The organism is Halalkalicoccus paucihalophilus (assembly GCF_001593955.1).
GTDB lineage: Archaea > Halobacteriota > Halobacteria > Halobacteriales > Halalkalicoccaceae > Halalkalicoccus > Halalkalicoccus paucihalophilus.
The window spans coordinates 399,376-420,924 of the sequence record NZ_LTAZ01000004.1; the positions used below are offsets into that span (position 1 = coordinate 399,376).

20 protein-coding genes are annotated in these 21,549 nt (G+C 60.4%); 8 read left to right on the forward strand and 12 right to left on the reverse strand.

Features of this window, described 5'->3' with window-relative positions:
- Nucleotides 1–35: 35 nt before the first annotated feature.
- The 3 genes from HAPAU_RS07215 (at nt 36) to HAPAU_RS07225 (ending at nt 2,950) form a co-directional block, all read left to right on the forward strand.
- A complete protein-coding gene (locus tag HAPAU_RS07215; RefSeq protein ID WP_066381100.1) occupies nt 36–1,325 on the forward strand; it encodes a glycosyl hydrolase in 1,290 nt (429 codons plus the stop codon).
- A gap of 351 nt (nt 1,326–1,676) precedes the next feature.
- Nucleotides 1,677–2,492, forward strand: a complete 816-nt coding sequence (locus HAPAU_RS07220) for an enoyl-CoA hydratase/isomerase family protein (protein ID WP_066381101.1) — start codon at nt 1,677–1,679, stop codon at nt 2,490–2,492.
- A gap of 230 nt (nt 2,493–2,722) precedes the next feature.
- Nucleotides 2,723–2,950: a hypothetical protein gene (locus HAPAU_RS07225; RefSeq protein WP_066381102.1), complete on the forward strand. Its 228-nt coding sequence runs from the start codon at nt 2,723–2,725 to the stop codon at nt 2,948–2,950.
- Nucleotides 2,951–2,984: 34 nt separating this feature from the next.
- Here the strand turns inward: HAPAU_RS07225 and HAPAU_RS07230 are convergent, their stop codons facing one another.
- Entirely contained in the window at nt 2,985–3,521 is a 537-nt protein-coding gene (locus tag HAPAU_RS07230; RefSeq protein ID WP_245634047.1) for an AmiS/UreI family transporter, read from the reverse strand.
- 187 nt (nt 3,522–3,708) lie between these two features.
- On the opposite strand from HAPAU_RS07230, the gene thsA reads away from it, so the two are divergent.
- Complete coding sequence (gene thsA / locus HAPAU_RS07235; RefSeq protein ID WP_066381105.1) at nt 3,709–5,361, forward strand: thermosome subunit alpha; 1,653 nt, start codon at nt 3,709–3,711, stop codon at nt 5,359–5,361.
- Nucleotides 5,362–5,508: 147 nt separating this feature from the next.
- Nucleotides 5,509–6,780, forward strand: a complete 1,272-nt coding sequence (fmdA, locus tag HAPAU_RS07240; RefSeq protein WP_066381106.1) for a formamidase — start codon at nt 5,509–5,511, stop codon at nt 6,778–6,780.
- Nucleotides 6,781–7,074: 294 nt separating this feature from the next.
- Here the strand turns inward: fmdA and HAPAU_RS07245 are convergent, their stop codons facing one another.
- Both HAPAU_RS07245 and HAPAU_RS07250 read right to left on the reverse strand, forming a co-directional pair.
- Nucleotides 7,075–7,635, reverse strand: coding sequence for a phosphatase PAP2 family protein (locus tag HAPAU_RS07245; RefSeq protein ID WP_066381108.1), 561 nt, complete (start codon nt 7,633–7,635; stop codon nt 7,075–7,077).
- A 113-nt stretch (nt 7,636–7,748) separates the two neighbouring features.
- Complete coding sequence (locus HAPAU_RS07250) at nt 7,749–8,135, reverse strand: DUF7475 family protein (protein WP_066381112.1); 387 nt, start codon at nt 8,133–8,135, stop codon at nt 7,749–7,751.
- 150 nt (nt 8,136–8,285) lie between these two features.
- Between HAPAU_RS07250 and HAPAU_RS07255 the strand changes: the two genes are divergently transcribed.
- Both HAPAU_RS07255 and HAPAU_RS07260 read left to right on the forward strand, forming a co-directional pair.
- Nucleotides 8,286–8,714: a DoxX family protein gene (locus HAPAU_RS07255; RefSeq protein WP_066381113.1), complete on the forward strand. Its 429-nt coding sequence runs from the start codon at nt 8,286–8,288 to the stop codon at nt 8,712–8,714.
- A 197-nt stretch (nt 8,715–8,911) separates the two neighbouring features.
- Nucleotides 8,912–10,075, forward strand: a complete 1,164-nt coding sequence (locus tag HAPAU_RS07260) for an NAD(P)/FAD-dependent oxidoreductase (RefSeq protein WP_066381114.1) — start codon at nt 8,912–8,914, stop codon at nt 10,073–10,075.
- 300 nt (nt 10,076–10,375) lie between these two features.
- Here the strand turns inward: HAPAU_RS07260 and HAPAU_RS07265 are convergent, their stop codons facing one another.
- Nucleotides 10,376–11,602 carry a cation:proton antiporter gene (locus tag HAPAU_RS07265; protein ID WP_066381116.1) on the reverse strand — a complete coding sequence of 409 codons (1,227 nt, stop codon included), beginning with the start codon at nt 11,600–11,602 and terminating at the stop codon, nt 10,376–10,378.
- Nucleotides 11,603–11,823: 221 nt separating this feature from the next.
- Nucleotides 11,824–12,096, reverse strand: a complete 273-nt coding sequence (locus HAPAU_RS07270) for a hypothetical protein (RefSeq protein ID WP_066381118.1) — start codon at nt 12,094–12,096, stop codon at nt 11,824–11,826.
- Nucleotides 12,097–12,434: 338 nt separating this feature from the next.
- On the opposite strand from HAPAU_RS07270, the gene HAPAU_RS07275 reads away from it, so the two are divergent.
- The gene (locus HAPAU_RS07275; protein ID WP_066381120.1) at nt 12,435–12,839 is read left to right on the forward strand and encodes a GlcG/HbpS family heme-binding protein; all 405 of its coding nucleotides are present in this window, start codon (nt 12,435–12,437) and stop codon (nt 12,837–12,839) included.
- A gap of 471 nt (nt 12,840–13,310) precedes the next feature.
- Here HAPAU_RS07275 and HAPAU_RS07285 read toward each other — a convergent pair whose 3' ends face one another.
- The 7 genes from HAPAU_RS07285 to HAPAU_RS07315 form a co-directional block, all read right to left on the reverse strand.
- Nucleotides 13,311–13,703 (reverse strand): glycerol dehydratase reactivase beta/small subunit family protein, encoded by a 393-nt coding sequence (locus HAPAU_RS07285; RefSeq protein ID WP_066381124.1) that lies wholly within the window; start codon nt 13,701–13,703, stop codon nt 13,311–13,313.
- 22 nt (nt 13,704–13,725) lie between these two features.
- The gene (locus tag HAPAU_RS07290; protein ID WP_066381126.1) at nt 13,726–15,633 is read right to left on the reverse strand and encodes a diol dehydratase reactivase subunit alpha; all 1,908 of its coding nucleotides are present in this window, start codon (nt 15,631–15,633) and stop codon (nt 13,726–13,728) included.
- An 80-nt stretch (nt 15,634–15,713) separates the two neighbouring features.
- Nucleotides 15,714–16,118 carry a diol dehydratase small subunit gene (locus HAPAU_RS07295; protein WP_066381128.1) on the reverse strand — a complete coding sequence of 135 codons (405 nt, stop codon included), beginning with the start codon at nt 16,116–16,118 and terminating at the stop codon, nt 15,714–15,716.
- Between the two features lie 10 nt (nt 16,119–16,128).
- On the reverse strand, nt 16,129–16,773 hold the full coding sequence (locus HAPAU_RS07300) for a propanediol/glycerol family dehydratase medium subunit (RefSeq protein ID WP_368085882.1): 645 nt from the start codon (nt 16,771–16,773) through the stop codon (nt 16,129–16,131).
- Nucleotides 16,774–16,791: 18 nt separating this feature from the next.
- Nucleotides 16,792–18,513: a propanediol/glycerol family dehydratase large subunit gene (locus HAPAU_RS07305; protein ID WP_066381131.1), complete on the reverse strand. Its 1,722-nt coding sequence runs from the start codon at nt 18,511–18,513 to the stop codon at nt 16,792–16,794.
- Between the two features lie 448 nt (nt 18,514–18,961).
- Nucleotides 18,962–19,957 (reverse strand): hypothetical protein, encoded by a 996-nt coding sequence (locus tag HAPAU_RS22215; RefSeq protein WP_066381135.1) that lies wholly within the window; start codon nt 19,955–19,957, stop codon nt 18,962–18,964.
- Nucleotides 19,958–20,102: 145 nt separating this feature from the next.
- Complete coding sequence (locus HAPAU_RS07315; protein ID WP_245634048.1) at nt 20,103–20,690, reverse strand: helix-turn-helix domain-containing protein; 588 nt, start codon at nt 20,688–20,690, stop codon at nt 20,103–20,105.
- Between the last annotated feature and the right edge of the window lie 859 nt (nt 20,691–21,549).

Here is a 21,549-nt window from a genome sequence, read left to right on the forward strand (position 1 = left end):
TATATCTATATGTCTAGAAATATATTATATATCGTATGGATAGGAGACGATTCATCGAACTGACGGCCGCAACGGCGGGAACGGGCGTCGCGCTTGCAGGAGGTATGGCGAGCGAGGAGATCAAGGACGGAGAGCCCGCCGAGAACGACATCGAGACTGGCGATGAGCCCGCGGGAAACGAGTCCGAGGAGGAAAAACCCGAACCGGAAGGCGGCGATGGTCGCCCGTTCACGCACTACGACCTCGACGTTCTCGACGAACGATCGATGGGCCATCCCGTCTGGGTCGATCAGCACGGACGCATCTACGGGCGTGACAGTCCTCGCGTGGTGGTCAGCGACGACTGGTGGGAGACCACCGAGGTGCTCTACTCCTTCGAGGAGGAGGGGACCAGAGAGGAGTACGTCCAGATGGTCATCGTTCCCGACAGCGGACGGATCATCGCCGCGACCGGGGGGCGAGGCGAGACCGGCGGGAAGGTCCACCTCATCGACGAGGACCTCGAGGGTGCGGAACTGCTCTACCAGTTCGACTACGGACGCGTCTCGAACGAGTTCGGTCACGCCGTCTACGGCGACATCGTCGTGGTCGGCACGTACGCGCTGTCGCAGTTCGGTGCGGGCAGACACGCAAACGAGGTGATCCTCTCGACCGATGGTGGAGAATCCTTCGAGAAGGTCCTCGAACCCGAACTCCACACCACCGACGCGGCGAACCACCACATCCACGACGTCGAGTACGACCCGTACGCGGAACGCATCTGGGTCGCGATCGGCGATCACGGCAACTCCCAACTCTACTGGAGCGACGATCTGGGCGACTCGTGGAGCGAGATCGACGACCGGGGCGACATCACGATGGTCACGCAGGTCGCCGCGTTCAAAGACTGCGTCGTCCTCGATACCGACGGCGTCCCCGAAGGGATCATGCGCTGGGAGCGTGACGGTCCCGACGACGAGCCCGACGGCGCCGATTCGTTCGAGCGCGTCCACGTCGAGATCGAGACCGACCCCGACGATGACGTCATGGAGCTGTACGCCCGGCGGCGCTGGCACGTTCGTGAAAACCTCGAGGAGGGACGCGAACTCTGCCTGATGCCATTCGGGTACTCCACCATGCACGACACCGCGAGCGACTCGGTGGTGCTCGCGAGCGTCGACGGCGACGAGTGGTATGAACTCCACCGGACCGAGACCCGCGAGATCCTGCTCTCGAACGTCATGGGGCCGCTGTCGATGGACGGCGACCGGCGAACGCTCGTCTCCGACAGTTTCCAGGCGGGGGGCTATCAGATCGATGCGACGGTGCCGAAGTTCTGGGAGTGACCCCTCGGAACGCTTCCCGGCCGCTGACGACCACCGACGACGTCTCGGAGGACGAAACACCAGCCGGGAGCCGGTTGGACGGTGACGGGCCGGGCTACGAGAAGTCGTAGTGAGAGACCGGTTCGAGAGGGAGAATCGCAGTGCCTCTGACGTTTCGCACAGCACATTACCGATAGCGCCGGAATGTTGTCAATGTATCGTAACAAATCGCACATGTGTCTGACGTTCGTCCGACGGAGCGCGTTCCGAACACGGTCACGATGCTCCCGTGATCGACGGCGATTATCGTGATACGTGTGCACCCGTCACAGTCTATCACGTATAACTCGTTTGGCCGCCGACGGTCGACCGATGTTCGACCCGACACACCTCACCTACGAGATCGAAGACAGCACGGCCCTGATTCGCCTCGATCGCCCCGGGAAGCTCAACGCGTTGAGCGAGGCGCTCGTCGCCGAACTCGACGCGGGGATGCACCGAGCGGTCGACGACGGGGTTCGAGCGGTGGTGCTGACCGGCACCGGCGAGGCGTTCTCGTCGGGCTACGATCTGACCGAGTCCGGAGGCACACCCGAGTCGGGATCGCTTCCATCGGTCGAGGACGGACTCGACCGCCAGCGACGCGTCCTTCCAGTGTTCGAGACGATCCACGAGCTCCCGGTCCCGGTGATCGCGGCGGTCAACGGTCACGCGCTCGCGGGCGGATCGGACCTCGCACTCACCTGTGATCTGACGATCGCCGGCGAATCCGCGACGTTCGGCTACCCCGGCGTTCGGATGGGTGGCCTGTCGCTGTCGCTCGTCTATCCGTTCGTCATGGGGATCAAACACGCCAGAGAACTCATGTACACCGGCAAGACGATCGACGCCGCGGAGGCCGAGCGGATCGGCATGGTGAACCGGACCGTCCCGGACGAGGAACTCATGGACGCGGCCTTCGAGGAGGTCGACGCGATCAAGAAGACGCCGCGTGCGACCCTTCGGATCACGAAGCACATGCTCAATGACGTCGTGGAGATGCAGGGATACCGACCGGCAGTCAGAAACAGCGGGTACATGGCGACGCTGTCACACCAGACGGAGTACGGGAAGACGTTCTTCGAGATCCGCGAAAACGAGGGGATAGGCGCGGCGATCGAGTGGATGAACGAAACCGACAAACCCTGAGCGCGACCGCCTGACCGAAAACCGGTCGTGATCGATCCCCCGGTAGTGGACGAATCCACCCTCGTTCCGGGGGAGATCCGTCCCGCCAGTCGCCCCTGCGGGAAGCGTGGCGTGGCTCCCAGCCACTCCGGGTCGCTCGCTGGACCCGTAAACGAGTGACGTCGGTTCGAGTACGTAGTTGAGCCACGAAACGGCAACCATTATATAATATAATTTTTTAACTAAAATTAATGGCTTCAGTACTGGTTGACGGACTGCTGGTAACGGGCGCAATCGAGTGGGTCGGTCCGGTCCCGTTCGTGCTCTCGTTGGAGGAGGTGGTCTCAATCGGGCTGACAGTCGGGTTGGGAATCGCGTGTCTCTACGTCTGGTGGGTGGGGGAGTCGGTGAGAGAGTTCGCGTTCGAATCCGACGCGGAGGCGAATACGGTCACTCGTGGACTATGGGAGCGGAACTGAGGGAGGAACGTTCGAGTCGGAGTCGCTGTCGGCGTTATGCCCACGGCCACCAACCGCCCGCCATCACGAACCCAGCGCCCGCCGTCACGATACCGACGATCGCAGTGTACCACCCGATCGGTGTCGTGTATTCGTTCCGCTCGAGGCCCAAGAGAACGAAAAACGCGGCCCAGAGGACCGCCCAAATCCACCACAGCCCCGCGAGTCCGAGATCGCCGTTCAGCAGAACGATGTAGCCGGTCGGTGCCGCAACGGCGGCCACGAACGCACAGTACCATCCGAACGAGCGTTGATCATCGATCCCCCGAATCGCGTTCGCGCCGACCCAGAGATACGTAAACGAGAACAGGAGCGTCCCGGCGGCGTTGAACGCGTCGGCGGTCCGGTATTCGCCGAACGCCCAGAGCTCTCCAAACGCCCACCACATCGCGATCAGGAAGGTGAGAGCGCCGACGAAGAAGTTCAAGATCGCAACGTCGTCACCCGTTGCGCGACCCAACAACCAGATCCCGTTGATGATCAGCACGGCTCCGACGAAAAGCAGTCCCATCCCCAGTATTCCGTATGGCATTGTATCGGTGTCCGGCGTGTCTCACGGCGCGCTCTACCTGCCGTGACTGTTGCTGAACTGTTGTCCTATTCACATTTATAATTAATTATGATCTACCCATAACGGTCTGTGACACAATCAACGAGGGGAATGGTGTGAATCGAATGTCATCTTTATGTGCGAGCCCCGCAACCGAACTGGTGAGAGCATGAATCACGGGCAGATCGGGTTGACGCGCCTCAACGGGGAGCTGCATCGCCTTCGAGACCGCGACGCTCAGGAGTTCACTATCGATGCGGGAATCGCTGTCGCGGATCTGGTTCGGACGACGCTGGGACCGAACGGGCTCGACAAGATGCTCGTCGATTCCGGACGGATCGTCGTCACGAACGATGGAGCCAGCATCCTCGATCGGATGGGGATCGATCATCCGACCGCGAAGGTGTTCGTAGAGACCGCGGCGAGCCAGAACGCCCGCGTCGGTGACGGGACGACGACCGCGGTGATCGTCGCGGCCGAACTCCTCCGGAACGCGACCGGCCTGCTCGATCGCGGGATCCACCCGACCGCGATAACGAACGGCTATCAACTGGCGTCGAAGCATGCGACGGCAACGCTGGCGGCGAACGCGATCGAGGTCGATCGGGACGACACCGACACGCTCGAACGAACCGTGCAGACGGCGGTTACGGGAAAGTGGGATCGGGACGCAGCAGCGCGATTCGCGGCGTTGACCGTGCGAGCGGTTCGGTCCGTCGAGGGCGGCGGTAAAGCGGGGCTCGATCGCCTGACACTGAAAGCGTTTCCCGGCGGTTCGCTCGCGGACGCGGAACTCGTGGAGGGATTGGCGATCGATCTGGGGAGTTCCTCGACGACGCTCGTCTCGCCCGACGCCGAACTCCCGACGGTCTTCGAGGACGCGAGGATCGCCCTGATCGATGACCAACTGACCATCGAGACGGCCGATGCCGTCTCACGGGTCAGTATCGATAGCCCGGACGACCGGACGGCGTTCACCGAGTACGAGGAGTCGATCTACTCGGAGTACGTGACCGATCTCGTCGACGCCGGTGTCGACGTCGTCTTCTGCCAGAAATCGATCGATGAACCCGTCCGATCGCTGTTGGCCAACGCGGGAATCGTCCCGGTCGAACGCACACGGCAGGACGAACTGCACAAACTCGCTCGGACGACCGGAGCGGAGCCGGTACAATCGACCGACGAACTCGGCCCCCGATCGGTCGGACGCGCGACGACCGTCGAACGGCGGCCGATCAACACGACGGAACTGATCGTCGTCCGGACGCCTGCAGCCGAACACCGGTCGTTGATCCTCCGCGGTGGGACGGTCCACGTCGCCGAAGAAACGAAACGGATCGTCGAGACGTGTATTCGAAGCCTCGTGGCGTTGCTGGAGGAGTCGGCCGTCGTTCCGGGGGGTGGCGCACCCGAAATCGAACTCGCGTACCGTCTGCGCTCGTATGCGGACGGTGTCGACGGTCGCGAACAGTTCGCGGTCGGGGCGTTCGCGGACGCCCTCGAATCCGTTCCACGGACGCTCGCCAGCACGGCGGGGATGGATCCCATCGATACGATACTCGCACTCCGGACCGAACACGACCGAGGGAACCAGTACGATGGTATCGACGTCGAGTCGCGTCGAATCGGGGATCTGGCCGAGAAACGGGTCTTTGACCCGCTCCGTGTGCGACAGCGAGCGTTGGTAAACGCCACCGAAGCGGCGAACACGCTCTTGCGCGTGGACGACGTTATCGCAGCCAGCCGGTCGGCGGAGGGTCACGGCCACGACCACGGGACGAGTTCGGACAGCGGTGGCTACCCGTGGGCGATCGGACACTAACGCTCCGGATCGGACCGATATCGCACGACGTCCCGTCGGCGAACCCTGCTGTGCTGTGCTGTGTGGGTGTCTCCGAAGACGGATACTGCTCGGAATACAATAGTTGGATATCTATAAGGTGTCTCGTATCATGTCGTATGTTGTCGTATGCCAGAAACCGTAATAGAAGTCGACGTAGAGGCCCCACCGGACGACCAACCGACGTCGGTCCACAACCGGTGGCATCCGGACATCCCCTCGGTGGTGACGGTCGATCCGGGTGATCGGGTTCGTGTCGAGTGCCTCGATTGGACCGGCGGTCAGATCACCGACGACGACAACGCAAACGAGGTCCGTGACGTCGATCTCAATCAGGTCCACTACCTGAGTGGGCCGATCGAGGTCGCGGGTGCCGAGCCCGGTGACCTCCTCGTCATGGACATCCTCGATATCGGCGCGCTCAACGAGCGCTGGGAGTACGGCTTTACCGGCATCTTCTCCCAGCAGAACGGTGGGGGATTCCTCACCGATCACTTCCCCGATGCGGCGAAGGCGATCTGGGACCTCCACGGGACGAAAACGAGTTCCCGGCACATCCCCGACGTGCGCTTCGAAGGGATGATCCACCCCGGACTGGTCGGGACCGCGCCCTCGAAGGAACTGCTCGAGGCGTGGAACGACCGCGAGCAGGCGCTCATGGATCAGCACGCCGAAGACCCCGAATCGATCCACAACCACCCCACTGGCGAGGAGAACCCGCCCGTCGCCAACCCGCCGGATACGGACGCGGCGATCATGGGTGAGCTGACCGACGACGAGGCCGAGGCGGCCGCCCAAGAGGCCGCCCGGACGGTTCCACCGCGGGAAAACGGCGGTAACTGCGACATCAAGGACCTCTCGCTCGGCACTCGCGTGTACTTCCCGGTGTTCGTCGAGGGGGGAAAGCTCTCGATGGGCGACATCCACTTCTCGCAGGGCGACGGCGAGATCACGTTCTGTGGGGCCATCGAGATGGCGGGCTATCTCGATATCGAACTCGATCTCATCAAGGACGGGATGGACACGCATGGAATCGACCACCCGATCTTCGAACCCGGCCACCGCGGCCCCAACTTCGAGGACTACGTCGTTTTCGAGGGGTACTCCGTGACCGAGGACGGCGAGCAACACTACATCGACCCGCACGTCGCCTACCGCCGTGCCGCCCTCGAAGCCATCGAGTACCTCAAGAAATTCGGCTACACCGGCGAGCAGGCCTACATGCTGCTTTCGACCGTACCGGTCGAGGGACGCCAGAGCGGGATGGTCGACATCCCCAACGCCTGTTCGACGCTCGCGATCCCCAAGGACGTCTTCGAGTTCGACATCAGTCCCACGGGGCTGGGCGAGTCGGCGGACCGCGGCCAGGTCGCGATAACCGACGATCCGCTCGGGAACTGACCTGCCTCCCCTCGCTCGCGGAGCGTCGACCCGTCGGATGTATCGTCGTCCCGTCGAACACGGGGCCACGAGACCGCCGATCGTAGTGACGTCGCGAAACCGACCTGAACGCCTTGCCCCGTCCATCGGCGAATCCGTCGTCGGTATCCCCCGCGGCCGATCGTCCTATCCAGGCGACAGGGCTTTCGTGGTGACGTCGTGTTGTCGTTCGATCGGGTCCCGAGCCGGTCTGTGAACCGTTTCGTCGGACGTCGTGATCGTGTGGGAGACGTCGTGACCAGCCCGAGAGGCGCTCTATCGACGGTACTGCGCGACAACGGCGTCGAGGTCGAATCGATCGTGGAGCCAGGCGGCGAGTGCGAACGTCCCGACGCCGACCACGACGCCGGCGAGGGTATCCGAGAAGTAGTGCGTCCCGAGATAGACCCGGGAGACGGCTATCGCGGCCGCCAGGACGGTGACGGCGCCGAAGGGTAACAGGGAAGAACGACGAGCGCTCATCGCGTAGATCGTACCAGCGGCCGCGTGTCCGGACGGAAACGACGAGGTGACCGTTTCGGCCCCGCCAGTCACACAAACCGGGCCCGGGGGGAACGGCCGGTGGATCGTCCACATCAGCGTTCCGACGACGACGCCGGTGAGTGCAATCGCGAGTGTGGCCACGCGGAGTTCGTCGGTCCACCCTGCGAGATAACAGATACCGAGGAACACGATCGCCGCGGTGGCCGACCCGAGGCCCGTGATCGACGTCATCGCCTCCGTCAGGAGCGGGTTTCGCACCGCTAACGTCAACTCGACGACCCGGTGGTCGAGCCACACGACGAACTCCAGTAGTTCAGCACGGACGGCGTCCATACCCCGACGCTACTTGCCGTGCCGGATTAATCTCACTGGTTGAAGCACCGATACGACAGCGGCGGACGAGCGCGTTACTCGAGACTCATGGGGACCACACGCGCGGTCACCGGTTATCGGCGCAACAGGACCACCAACACGGCGAGGAGGACGACCTGCGCGATCTTGTCGACGGCGTCCAGCGTGCCGATGTCGGCGGGGAAAGACTTGTCCATTCCCACGAAGTTGACCCAGTACCAGAGGACGATCTGGACCAGTGTGAACGGAATGCCGACGGCGTAGACCGCTCTCCGGTGGAAGTCGACGAGCACGAGGACGACGGCCCCGATGAAGCCGAGGCCAGCGAGGACGAAACTGATGCCGAGCGGCGCGGGGAAAAACCACGCCCCGATCAGGAGGTGGACGCCCGCCGAGACGAGGGCGGAGAGGATGCCGAGCCAGTGGATGCCGTCGAGCGTGTCGATACTGAGTGCCATCCCACGAGTCTCTGCCGTATCCATATTCCTATCACGGTATGGGACCACATAGATGCACTGTTAACTCATAACTCGAAGTCGGGTCGAGTATATCTTCTAGGAGAATCCCCGATAAGAGCAGGGCCGTGTTCGTCGGTCCTTTATCGGTCCCGGGCGAGTAATTCACAGTACAGGATGAGTACCGATACCGATCGCGTTTCCGTTCGATTCAAACGGCCGCTTCTCTACGTGATGAGTTTCCTCTACACCGCTGCAGGCGTGATGCATTTCGTCACTCCGCGAGCCTTCGCTCGAATCGTCCCGCCTCGATTGCCCCGTCCAACCGTACTCGTCTACCTCTCCGGAATCGCGGAGATCGGTCTCGGCATTGGCTTGTTGTTTCGGCGAACGCGCCGCCGCTGTGCGTGGGGAGTAATAGCCCTGTTGCTCGCCGTGTTTCCAGCGAACGTCCATATGGCGACCAGCGATATGGTCCCTGAATCGGTTCCAGACTGGGCGACGAACAGTGCCCGGGTCGGGTTGTGGGCCCGTCTCCCGTTTCAAGGCGTCCTCGTTCTTTGGGCGTGGTGGTACACGCGTACGATGCCCGAGAACGGTACGTGAGCGTCTACCTCTTCAACCCGATGGTCTCGCTGCCGATGGGGTTTCCGTTTCACTACCGCGCTCGACGACATCGACTCTCGAACGTACTCGTGTGACGCATCGATCGCTCGTATGACTGCGTGTGGCTCCGGACATCGTAGTCCCACCGAGCGATCCGTAGGGTTTTGTGGTCCCTCTCCGAGGAACCGGGTAGCACTATGTCGACAACCAACGATCGAATCGTCGTGGTCGGAGCCGGCGTCTCGGGCCTTGCCATTGCTCGGGAACTCGCACCCGATCACGACGTTATCGTCCTGGACAAGGGCGGTATCGCCGCTGATACGTCATCCCGAGCCTCCGGGATGATCTCGCTCTCGCTCGAACCGTTTCCCGACGAATGGGCGTCGTTCGCCCTCTCGCAGTTTCGCGACCTCGACGGACAGGGTATCTTCTCGTTCACCGAGCGCGAGACGGTCCGCCTCGTTCCCGCAGCAAACGCCGATCTCTACACCGATCAAGCGCCCGGCGGTGGGAATTTTTTCACTCGATCCGAACTGGAGGGGCGCTATCCCGACTCGTTCAGTGATCTCTCGGCATACGGCGGTGGGCTCGTCTACGACGGGACCGGTTCCCTCGATGCGCTCGACTACGCGATGACGCTGAAGTGGGCCGCAGAACGGGCCGGAGCGGAGGTCTTCCGCGATCACGAAGTCACGGACCTCCGAGTCGAAGACGGCACGGTGACCGGTGTCGAGACGGAGTACGGTCGTATCGACGCCGATCACGTCGTCTATGCGACCGGGTGGAAGACGCGCGAGCTCCTCGCCGAATACGTCGAGATCCCGGTTCGACCGCTTCGGTGGAACGCGGTCGTCATCGAACCCGACGAACCGCTTCCGACCGACTGTCCCATGGGGTCCGAACCGACACTGCGGGTGTACTGGCGACCCACCGATCGGGGGAACGTGCTCGTCGGCGGGAACGAACACCTCCTCAGCGATCCCGAGGGGACGCCGATGGGTGTCGAGCCCTCGTTCCGAGAACGCGTGGTCGAGGACGTCGCGCCGCTACTCAGCGGCGTGGCCTCGGGAGAGGTTCGTCGCGAGGACTGTTGTCCGACCGCGGACTGTGCCTCGCCCGACGGCCGTCCCGTCATCGACACCCCCGAGGAGGGACCCGACGGGCTCACGGTCGTGACTGGCCTTCACGGTCGGGGTGTCATGCTCTCGCCCGTCACCGGACGTGCCGTTCGATCACTGATTACTGGTGAGACCCCTCCGTTTCCACTGGTTCAGTTCCGACTCGATCGGTTCGACGATCGATCCGCCGAGTTCGACTATCGAAGTCACTGGGGCCCGGGAGAAGACAGTTCTGTCCCGTAGCTTCCTGATGGCTTACTCGGATACAGACATCCTGCCGAGTTTCGATTGGCGGCCCCGTTCTCGTATAACCGCTCGATCGGATCGTCTACCGTGCCAGCGATGCCATAGGTACCACCACGCCGCTCGGAGAGCGAATCTCTATCGCGGTACTTGCCGTCTCGGGTTTGGTCCCCGCGTTCTCCGAGTTAGATACGAGTCTAATCGCGAACTATTATGACGATTATTCCGCTATGGTGTGGAGTCCCAGTCTTTCCGTCTCTCAGGGGGTACTCGAGACTTACAACTCGAATTCGGGACTCACTAGTCTGACTCGGTCACTCCAAGCACACCGGCGAACCGTCTCGCGAAGCCCGCTTCGAGGACGACCGTGACGAGGATAACGAGGAAGACGGTGCCGAGCAGTATCGTCGCCCCCGCAGGATCCGACGGAGGTGCCTCCGTCTGTAGCCGAACCGCGAACAACGTCGCGACCGACGCCGGGATGATCCCTCGCGGACCGACGAAACTCATAAACAGTCGTTCGCTCGTCGTGAAACCAGTCCCGGCCGTCGAAACGAAGACAGCCAACGGACGGATCACAGTCATCAGGGCCGCGACAACCACGAGTCCGGCGACCCCGAGTGCGAACAGTTCCTCGAACTCGAGCAACGCTGCAAGCGTGATGAAGACGAACGAGAGAACCAACACCGTTACGTCCCGTTTGAACTGCAGGATTCCCTCCTGATGGGGCAGGTCGAGGTTTCCGAGAACGAACCCCGCAGTGGCGGCGGCCACGATTCCGGCCTCCGAGAACACCGAGTCGGCGGCGGCAAACGCGATGACGGCACCGGCCAGCGCGAGCAACCGAGCCGTCTGTGGTGCGGCCTCCGAAGGGAGTTCGACCCGTGTGAGGAGATACCAGACGACTCCGGCGATCAGGACTCCAACGAGTATCCCCAATGCGAGACGCTGGAGGAAAAGCCACACGTATCCCTGCGGTGCGAGGTACTGGGCCGTCATCGCCTTGAAGAGGACGGTCGCCAGTACCGCGGCCGTCACGTCGTTGACGATTCCCTCGACTTCGAGCGTCGTCGCGACCTCCTCGCGAACGGGAACCACAGCGAGAACCGGCGCGACGACCGTCGGCCCGGTGGCAATCAGCAGCGCGCCGATGAGAAACGCGATGTCCCAGTTCGCTCCCAGCACGAGGCGTACAGTCAGTGCTGTCCCGACGAACGCGATGATCGCCCCGATAGTGATCATCCGGTCGACCACCTTCGACGCGTCTCGAATAGCCCTGTATTCGAGGCGAAACGTTCCCTCGAAGACGATGATGGCGACGCTCACGCCGACGATAGTTGAGAGCGAATCGCCGAAGGTGTCGGGCCTTATCAGTCCGAGGCCCTCGGGACCGACGGCGACACCTGCAAGGAGGAGAAACAACACGCTCGGTACCCGATACTTCGCGGCGAGAAACTGCGCTGCCACGCCAAGGCCGACGATGGCCGCGACGAGGGCGATAACGTCGAGAGTAACGTGAATGGACACCGGTTCATCGCCCTCCGAGTGCGGGGGTAGAACGGTCCGTACGCCACGCACCGAATGGACGACGATCCCACGGAGGATCCCCGAGCTGCAGAACTACCATGGTTCGTACTCACACGTCAACTCACAAATAGCTGCACGCCCACCGCCAACCGACCGCTATCGTGTCTCGGACGGTGGTTCGCCCTGTCGAGAGCGGTCGCTTCCCTGTTCGCCGGGATCGATTACACCGGATCGTCCGGCTCGTGTTTCTCCTTCATTCGTGTCACTTCAGCGGCGTAGCGCTCCTGTACGTCGGGTTCATCAACGCGTCCGAGGTCATCAGGAGAAACGTCCTTCGCAGCAGTCACCGTATCGAGCGCTTGTGAGGCGACCTCCCTTCGGAAGACTCGCTCCCCGTTCGGTGTCGCGTATTTGAGGATGATGAGATCCCGGTCGTTGTAGCCACGCTCAACGAGCCATACGCGAACCCAGTCCTCGCCCGTCTCTGGTGCCATAGCACATCGTACGAAACGTATGAAGTTACTACTTAGTGTTCCCACCGGAGTGTCCCTACGAGGACAGTAGCGACTAGTGTCTTCAATAGGACGGTCGTGTCAATGACGACAGTGCTCGACCGCAACGATCGGATCGAGACCGTTGCGCGGCGACTCAAACCAACGAGTACTGGCGGCTCCGGAAAGGAACGGATAGGCCACCAGTGCTCTCCGGTCGGCACCGACGACAATGTCGCGTGCCGGTTCGGTCGTCAATCGAGAACACACAACGCGTAGTTATACTACGATGGGGTTCGTTATCGGATCGAACTACGGGTCGTCTCGTAGTTAGTGACACTATGGATGAGATAACACTCGACGATGCAAAGGGGATGATTCGGGCGGCAGAAGAACGATCCGACGAGATCGGCGTACCGATGTGTATCGCGGTCGTCGACGGGGGAGCGAACTTGGTGGGGTTCCATCGCGTCGATGGTGCGTTGCTTGCGAGTATCTCGATCGCACGGAACAAAGCGTACAGTGCGGTGACCCTGAAGATGCCGACGGACGAGATCGGGGAGGCCGCCCAACCCGGAGCGCCCCTGTTCGGTATCGGGACCACCAATGACGGTCGTATCGTGACGTTCGGCGGTGGGTTCCCGATCGAATCCGGCGGGAGCGTGATCGGGGCGATCGGCGTGAGTGGTGGGTCGCCCGACGAAGACATGACGGTCGCTCGAGCGGGTCTCGACGCACTCGAATAGCCACCTGTCGCGTACTCGCGATGGACGGCAATAATCGAACGAATACGGTGGATCTGAACGACGGAAGGATCATTGGTCGCCGAGAACGAGAGGGACTCATGACCGAACGGAACCCTCCAAGCGAACCGATAGAGAGGATACTAGAAACGATCGATCGAAACAAGCCGAATACCTGGGACCGGTATTCGATGCTGTTTCGGTTCGTGTTGAGTGGCGACGGGATCGTCCGTGTGACATCACGCCGAAACGATACCGGAACGTACACCGTCGAACTCTCGGGTGGGACGGTATCCGGGTGTACGTGTCGTAGTACCGATATCGGCGTCGGGACGATCGGGTGTCGGCATATGCGAGCGGTTGACGCTCATCCCCACCTCTAGATAGTCATCAACGAGGTACGACGGACGGCCGCTATGGCCCGGTGATTCGCTACGAACTATCGCTTCGAATCCGGAGACACAAAGAGGGGGACTATTCGATCGGTTCGAGCGGCATCCGTTTGGCCAGTCGGGCCGCGTTCGTCCCGATCGTCCTCGCTTGTGCATTCGTTGTGGGGGTGACGTTTGCGATCGGGTCCTCCGGTGGGAGGCGAGCATGATGGATCGTATGGGTACCGTCCGGGGCGATCCCGATTCCGATTTTCAATCCCGAGTCCGAAGCCGCTCGATATGCGACTTCGGTGGCGGTCCTTCCGGAGGGAGGTTCGTCCGCAATAGATCGGCTCCTCCATGGAACGCCCTCCTCTTCGATACCATACTCGATATACTCGACAGTCGCCGGCTTCGGCCCACAATACTGAATACTGATCCGTGGGACATCACCGTCCGATGGTTCCGACCGTCGGGAGGTACTCACGTGGTCCACCTCCGGGGTAGCGATCGAAGGTTCATGGGTGAGTGTCGCTGGCGAGTTCGGCCACGCCAACGGATTTCGCGAGGCCGTCGGGGACTGTCCCGTCAAGCGACGTTTGATCGCCGACGTAGGAGAGGCACAGCCCGGTCGCGACTGCGTTTCGTGGACCGGTCGTGCTACGAATGTTCCCTCGGCCACAGACGATGCCGTATTCGGCGAGCGCATCGGAGATCATCTCCGGGATCTCGAAATCGAGCGCGGATCGTCCGACCATCACGACAAACGAGTGGTATCGGACGCTTTCCGTGGGTGAGGTCTGCCGTAATGCACGTTTGGCGTTCGCAACGAATACTCGCTCTTTGGCCTGCCGTCGGGTACGCCGAACCTTCTCTACGGATTCGTCGATACTAACGGGTTCCATGTCGTCATCGTCCCTGAGGAGAACGATCCGTCCGAACGTCTCCGAATCAACCGCCTCGTCGAGGAAGGTGACGGTACCGTCCTCGTGGCGGATGCTGAACAGCGTCTCGACTTTTGCGACGGGATGTTTCTTGAGTCCTTCGGCGAGTTCCCAGTCGTCAAGCCCGAGTTCCGAGGCGATCAGCATCGTCACCATATCGCCCGCTCCAGCGAGGTGAATCGAACTGATCTCGTTGTCCGGATTGATGTAGGCAGCATCAGTGGAGCCACCACCCATATCGAGAATGGCGAACGGAACGTCCGTTCCAGGGGTAGTGAGCGAACCCAAAACCGCCATGTTCGCCTCGATGCCCTGGATGTGGACCGTCGTTCCCAACCGGTTTTCGACCTCGTCGGCGATCTGTTGCATGGGGAGTTCGCTCGTTTTGACCATCGCCGCCAGCCCGACGGCCGTCTCCATGCTGTGTTCGCTGGCAACCGATCCCTCGACGGCTTGCGGGACGAGCGTATCGACCGCCATGATGTCCCGAATGTTGATCTCCGAGAGTTCCTGTCCGGTTACCTCACCCATCTGTTCGCGCGCCCGGCTCAACATACCGCCGATGTTCGATCCACGCTCTCCCTGAATATCGGCGATCGGCCAGAGGTCCTCGACCTGTGCCATGATCTCGTCGGCACCTCGATCGATATCGATCGACACCGAATTCCCGTGTTGACTGATAACAGTCACTGAACCCGCGGGAATCGTCCGCTCTTCGACGTCGCCGGCGGGTGTTTTGATGACGACTGCGGATTTGTTCCCGACGAGCGCTCGTGAGACAGGGATGATCTTTTGGGTTTCCTCGGCGGAGAGATCGAAGAGGGTCGCGAGACCGTACGGATTCGAGAGCTGGTCGATCGTTTGGCCGGAGCCTTTGCTCGCGACCTCGACGGCGGCCGGTTGGCCCCGTGGGACCTCCTCGATCTTACTCACTTCGTCGACGATGGGAATCTCCCGGTCGATGCGGTTGTTGATCAGGACCGCGTCGTCCTTCTGAACGATCGCCCCCTGAATGTCGGTTCCCGATTCGAGCCACTCGTTGATGATCGCGGCGGCGTCCGCGAAGTCGACCGCCGACGGCACGACGACGATCACCGACGTCTCGTCCGTGATTGTGTCACAATCCGCAGTAATATCGACGACCGTCCCGGTCCCCAGCCCGGCCCCGCCCGGTGTCGATGGATCGTGGCCGATCATCGTCGATTCCGTGATCACGGTCTCCGTGATCGTCTCCATTGCGACGTCCCCGATAACCGGCGCGGCTTCGTTGAGGAGGATTCGATCGATGTCGTCGACGGAGATCTCTACCTTCTCGGCCGCTCGTTCGAGGGCGTTTACCACCCCGGGGACGTTCTTTACGGTCCCCTTTAGTCCGGTCGTTCGAAAGAGGCTGGTTGCGACGAACTCGTAGCCGTCGTCGTTCCGAACGAGTGCGACTTCGGTACTCGAATTGCCGATATCTACGCCTGCGATGTACTCCATGTTCTCTCTGATTAAGTCCCGGTCGTGCTCCGCCCTGATAATTCGTTCCCGTTTCCATGCGCTGTCGGTCGCGATCCGGTTCAGACGACGCCGCGCTTTTCGTACACCTCGATCGCCTCTCGAACCAGTGCGGCGTTGATCTGAGCGTCGTACTCGGTTTCGAGTTCGTCGGCCATCGCTTCGAGCGTCTCCTTGTCCGCCCCGCTGGGCCGAAGGGCGTTGTAGATCTCGAGGATGCGCTCGTCGGGAATCGCCGTCAGCTCGGCCGCTCGTCGGAAGTTCTCCGCTAACTGTGGTCGTCCTTCCTGTTCGGCTACCTGTGCTTGCTTTTCGAGGGTATTCGGTGAGATCGCGATATCGTCGCCGTCGATATCGCCATCGACGACCGCATCGAGCGTGATCTCCGAAAGCGCCGTTCCGTTCGGCGTTTCGACCTGTTCCGGGTTGTCGGACAGCGGGTATTCGATCTCGTCTGGATTGCTCATTAGTAGTGTATTAGCTGAAGTCGATGTCTAGTTCGATCTGTCCACGCTCCTCGTCGAGACACTGTGTCTCTTTGATGTGCCAGATCGCCGCCATCGCCTGGAACTTCGGTCGCGTCATCGGGTCGTTTTCGACCGTGACCGGTGCGGGACTCTCCCCTTTCGCGTACCGAGCGGCGTTTCGCCCGATCGCGCGGAACGTCTCGGGCACCAGTAGCGGCCCTTGGGGAAAAAGCTCCAGATTGTCGAGTTGCAACAGGTCTTCTTGGTGAATCAGGGTGGTCCCTCTCGATTGAATCGCGATACTGATACCGGACCCGCTGAGGTTCGAGGAGACGAGCCCCATTCGCCCCAAATCGACGGTATCGTACACCCGAACGACACGCATCGAGGCGCCTTCTTCTTCGATACCGGCCATCGTCTCACGGAGAATTTCGGCGTGGGAAACTCCGGAGAGTGTTTCCGTACTGATCTCGCCAAAGCCCGGGCTCAGGGCGATGATGACTTCGTCCGGAGCCGTTCCCTTCTCGGCTGGGCCGGCGTCTTCCAATGTGACCGTTCGTTCCCGTTGTGTCGCTTGGCTCATGGTAGTGACTGTCCTCGTCCTCGTGCTCGTGTTCGTTCGTGCTCGGCCGGCGATCCCCGACGCTCGCTGCAGCGAGTGCTGAGAGGCATATTAGACGTCCTTTGGGTCAACGGCATGGCGGTAGTTCTTGATCTCCTCCCAGCGCTCCTCGCTCATCCGGTAGCCGGTGCCGGGGCCTTCGTAGTCGTTCGGGTTGTTCACCGCGCTCACGACGTTGAAATCCTCGTCGAGGATCGCCGACGTGTGGAGGTAATCGCCGGAGACGCGCGATTTGAGCACGCCGAGAATGTTCTCCGCGATCTCCTCGAACCCGCGGTCGACCAGGATGGAGACGATATCGGCGCCGGTGATCTCCCGTTCCATCATCTCCTGTGCGGCGTCGATGTCCTGGGCCTGATTCCGATCGGGCATGTCGTCGCTGCCGTCAGCGTACGTCGCGGCCTCGACTTCCTCATCGGTGATCGGCGGAAAGCCCAGTTCCTCAAAGACCGCTTGCAGGGCTTTGACCGCCCGGTTGCGATACTTGATGACCTCCTCTTCTTCGACGTCTTTGGTCCCGCCGTCGACCTTGAAGTCCCGTTGAATGAGGTTGTAGTCGTCGAAATCCGACGAATCAAACGTGGAGCCGGCGAACATGTCGTCGTAGTTCGGCACGGCGCTGTAGCCCGAGAAGATGAAGTCGGTCCCGGGAAACATCTGGGGGATCATATGGGCCGTCCGGCGCGTCTCCGAATGCGTGAAGGTCTGGTCGTTCCCGGAGGCCATCTCCAGGTCGACCATCCCCGCGATGAGGTTCTCCGCGAGGATACACCGGAGCCCGGAGGGAACCGCCGCTGGGATCGCGACGGTGCTGATCGACCCGTTCTGGAGCCCCTGGACGCCACAGCCCTTCGTCACCAGCACGCATTTCGTCTCGAGGTACAGCATGGATTTGCCCTCCGCTTGGCCCATGTTCACCTCGGAGCCCGATCCCGACGTAAATCGCATCTTCACCCCGCGCGAAGCGTAGCCGGAGGCGAGAAACGCCTTCGAGTACGGGGTGTCGTCGCCGTCTTTGAACACGTCCTCGGTGCCGTAGACGGAGACGGTCTCGGCGTAACTGGTCATCCCGCGCATACCCAGTTCGAGTTCGGTCGCCTCCTCGACGGCACACTGGGTCAGGACGCCACCTCGGCCACATTGGGTCCCGATCAACAGCGAGAGTGCATTGAACGGTGCGATACGCGTGATCCCGACCGTCGTCTCGGCTTCGTCGAATCCCCGAAGGGCGGATTCGGCCGCATCGGCGACCAGCTGTGCGGGATGGTCCTTCACGCTCGTGACGTGACACTGGTTTCCGGGGTTTTTGCGGGTGCGCACCTTCTGGAGGGCCATCATCATCTCCACGGTGTTCATCTGGTTGACGACCTCGGTGAGCTTCGCCGGCGTCATCCCGGTCGCCAGCCGTTTGATCTCCTCGCGTGGGACGTTGATGTCCGCCAGCATGTGCGCGAACTCGACCGAGTCGATTTCGAGTGCCTCTTCAGCCACTTCCGGATCGATCGCGTAGTCGGCGATGAACTGATCGACGAAATCGAACTCGTCGCGTTCAATTCCGTCCATTTCGACGATCGTTCCGTCTTCGACTGTTATCGAGGGGTCCGGATCATCAGGGGATTCCATCGCGACGAATCCCACTTCTGGCCACTCTTCGACGATCCCGTCCTCGTTGACGGGCCGATCATCGAGGACCTCGAACCTCTTGGATCGTTTTTGTGCCCTCCCTCCTTCTGGCTCTGTGATCTCTCCGGGACCCGGTTTGTTGTTAACCATCAACAATCGATGGTCGTTCTCCCGTGTAATAGCGTTAATTATATTCTATTAAAAAAATAATAATTTTATTTAATTTCATTAGTAATATAGTTATTGTGGGTAAAAAAGAACACATATAGTTGAAATAGTCCAAGTGAACTTTTGCTTGGTACGCTGTGACACTACCGGCGTGAGGAGGCCAATCGCGGTATTCGTGGTCGTTGGCGTCGGTGCACCCACGGGCATGCTGACGGTCGTAGTTTCGATTCTGATCACTCGCGTACGGAATCGGTCTTGTAGGCCGATGGGTTGTCGTCCTTGGGGGGCGTTTGGCCCTCGAAAATCGCATAGATCACTACCGACGAGGAACCGTTACCGCTTCCGATCAGTCCTGAGAACCGGCAACTCTCGACTTGTAGTTGTACTGCTCTAAATCAACAGATAATGGAGGTATCAATAAGATAGTACGTCATCGATACCCGAGGTCTGTCAGTCGTTCATTGAGCCCGTGTTTTTCAATCGGCGAAAAGGCACGCTCTGGTTGTCTGGTCTTCGTGTCCGTCCCACTCATCTCTACCCAGGGAACCTTCTTCAGTTTTGGATGGGGGATGCTCTGGAAGTGTCCGTACTGATGGAACTCACCGAACAGTTCGCCATGGTCCGCGGTGAGGGCAACGGTGCCATCGATGTTCTCGAGTAATTCCCCAACCGAATCGAGGACCAGCCGAAGGTTGTCGAGATACAACGGCCAGATATCGGTGATATCAGCGTTGCCTGATCGGCCGGCCTCATACGGTTCGTCTTCGAGCACTGTCATACGCGCGTTATTCGTGACGAGGTTGTGGATAAAGGGCCGATGGGGTTGAAAGTAATGAACGACGACCTTCCCGAACTCCTCGCGGCCAGCAACGATTGCCCGATCCGTGACGTACGAGGGGTCCTGGACCGCTGTCGAATGAGGTGCCAGGTCAGTGACGTCAGCGAACGGCCGGTCGTGTCGGCGGGTTTGTTCGAAATACGCCAGATCCCCGTCGGATACTGTCCTCCAAGCAGTGAGGTCAAATGGGCGAGGATGTCTGGGGGGATACTCGCCATTGACCAGCGTGTGTTCTGCGAACGGATTTGACGAAATAAGGGCCGTCTCAGCGAGGATTTCGCGGTATTCCTCTACGAACGTTTTGACATACCATTCGTGTGACGTCGAGCCAACGGACCAAATCGATCCGAGATCGCCTAGAAATGGATACTCGGGGGCGACCTCGTGAAGCGCATCGGTTCGACACGCATCGAGTACCACGAGAACGTCCCACTCTTTTTCAAAGACGTTCGTCCCGAAGGGATGTCTCGACGTCAGCGAGAGGAAGAGGTCATCGTACGCATAGAAGACGAATTTGGCGATCTCTCCGGAGTCAAGTGAACGCACGCCGTCTGTGAAGCCACGGAGCCACTCGTTCCGATGAGTCATGAGTAATCGTGTAGGATCCGTATGGGGTTAGCCATTGCGACCACTACCGTTCGGCTCGCCGCTGGACTCGAGTGGCGAGCACTACTCAGAGAGGATGGTAGATCTGATAGATGACCCGATGACGTAGGAGATACCGCTCGAGAAGTTAATCCACGCCATCAAGAGATGCATTGACCTCGTTCTCTGCTAACGTCTTGTGTACTCGTCTAAATCGCTTCGAGAGCGCTTGTCGGGAAATCCCGAACTGCTCGGCCAACTCACTCGGCGTTGTCTCGCGGGGAATCTCGTAGTAGCCCGATTTCAATCCTGCAACGAGCGTTTCTCGCTGTACCTCCGTCAGTGGGCAGTGAGAATCTGTTGTCGGATGTGATGGATGATACAGGCGAGTGAGATCGAGGACGAACTCGCTCTCGTCAATATAGTTGTTAAACTGTGTAACGTCGCCCTCTGAATCGAATCGTAATTGCAGCTCCCATCGCTCGTTCTGCCCTGTTGCATCGAGCAGTATCGCTCCTGTCTCTGTGTACGCGTACACAACTGACTCGACGTCTTGGATCCAATTCGCCCGATAGAGCACCGCTTGATCCAACTCATCGAGTTTCGTGAGATCTTCGACGGAGGGATCGTTCCTCGCTGCCGTCTCGAACGTCTCCCGATCCCCATCCCTCGTCCAAAAATAGGGCATAATCCGATCAGGCCCATGCGTGACGACGCGCTCGACCTCAACGACCATCTCCGTCGCCCGACACAGTGTCTCATACAATGCGAACTGTTCCGCCGGAACGGTGAATTCGGCGATGATACTCATGAGCAGCTGTGGCTGGTACACTCGTCGGAGATCCACTCATATAAACGTATTTCCTCGTCAACCCTACTGCTTTCTGCCTCAAATCTCCTACCTACGAGTGAACGCCTTTCACAGATGGGAGGAGGGGAGTAGAAGACAGCACCCCCCTGCGCTCATGGTTTACGTGATGGGGCGTTCACGGGTGCCTCTGACACACCGCCCGTTTTCCCCGGACTATCACGACTGGATAGCCATGTCTCAGTAGTGCAGGAAACGTGCTATATGTTTGGATAGATGAACTCGCCAATCGAATAGTCGAAACAGAGTCGATCATGAACCACGAGGAACGAACTCGGCGGCGACTGATCTCGAACCCGTAGTACGCTACGTGCGTAGTGAGTGCGTTTTTCGGGTAAATCCCGATCAACTCCACAGAGACGTCGCTCGAGACGCAACACAGTGCCTCTCAGCCGATCCACCCGCTACCAATGATTATGAAAATCGAAGACTGCGGCTATCTCACGAAGGAAATGATGTGTCTGTCACAGTCGCCGTACGGAACGTACGACGGTACGCAGCCTCGTGGCACAGAGGGTGTGTGGTCAGTAGACTAAATCCAACACTTTTTATTGTCGTTTGAATCTTAAGCTTGGTTGACCAAGTGGGTGATTGGTATTGGAGGAGGCCGATAGAGTAGATGGACCGTCACACTGTGCGCTCATGGCGTGATGGATCCCAGGGGAGGAAGGCGATCTCGACTCAGACTGCCTCTGACATCACCCTGAGTCGGCTCGTGGATGAGCTC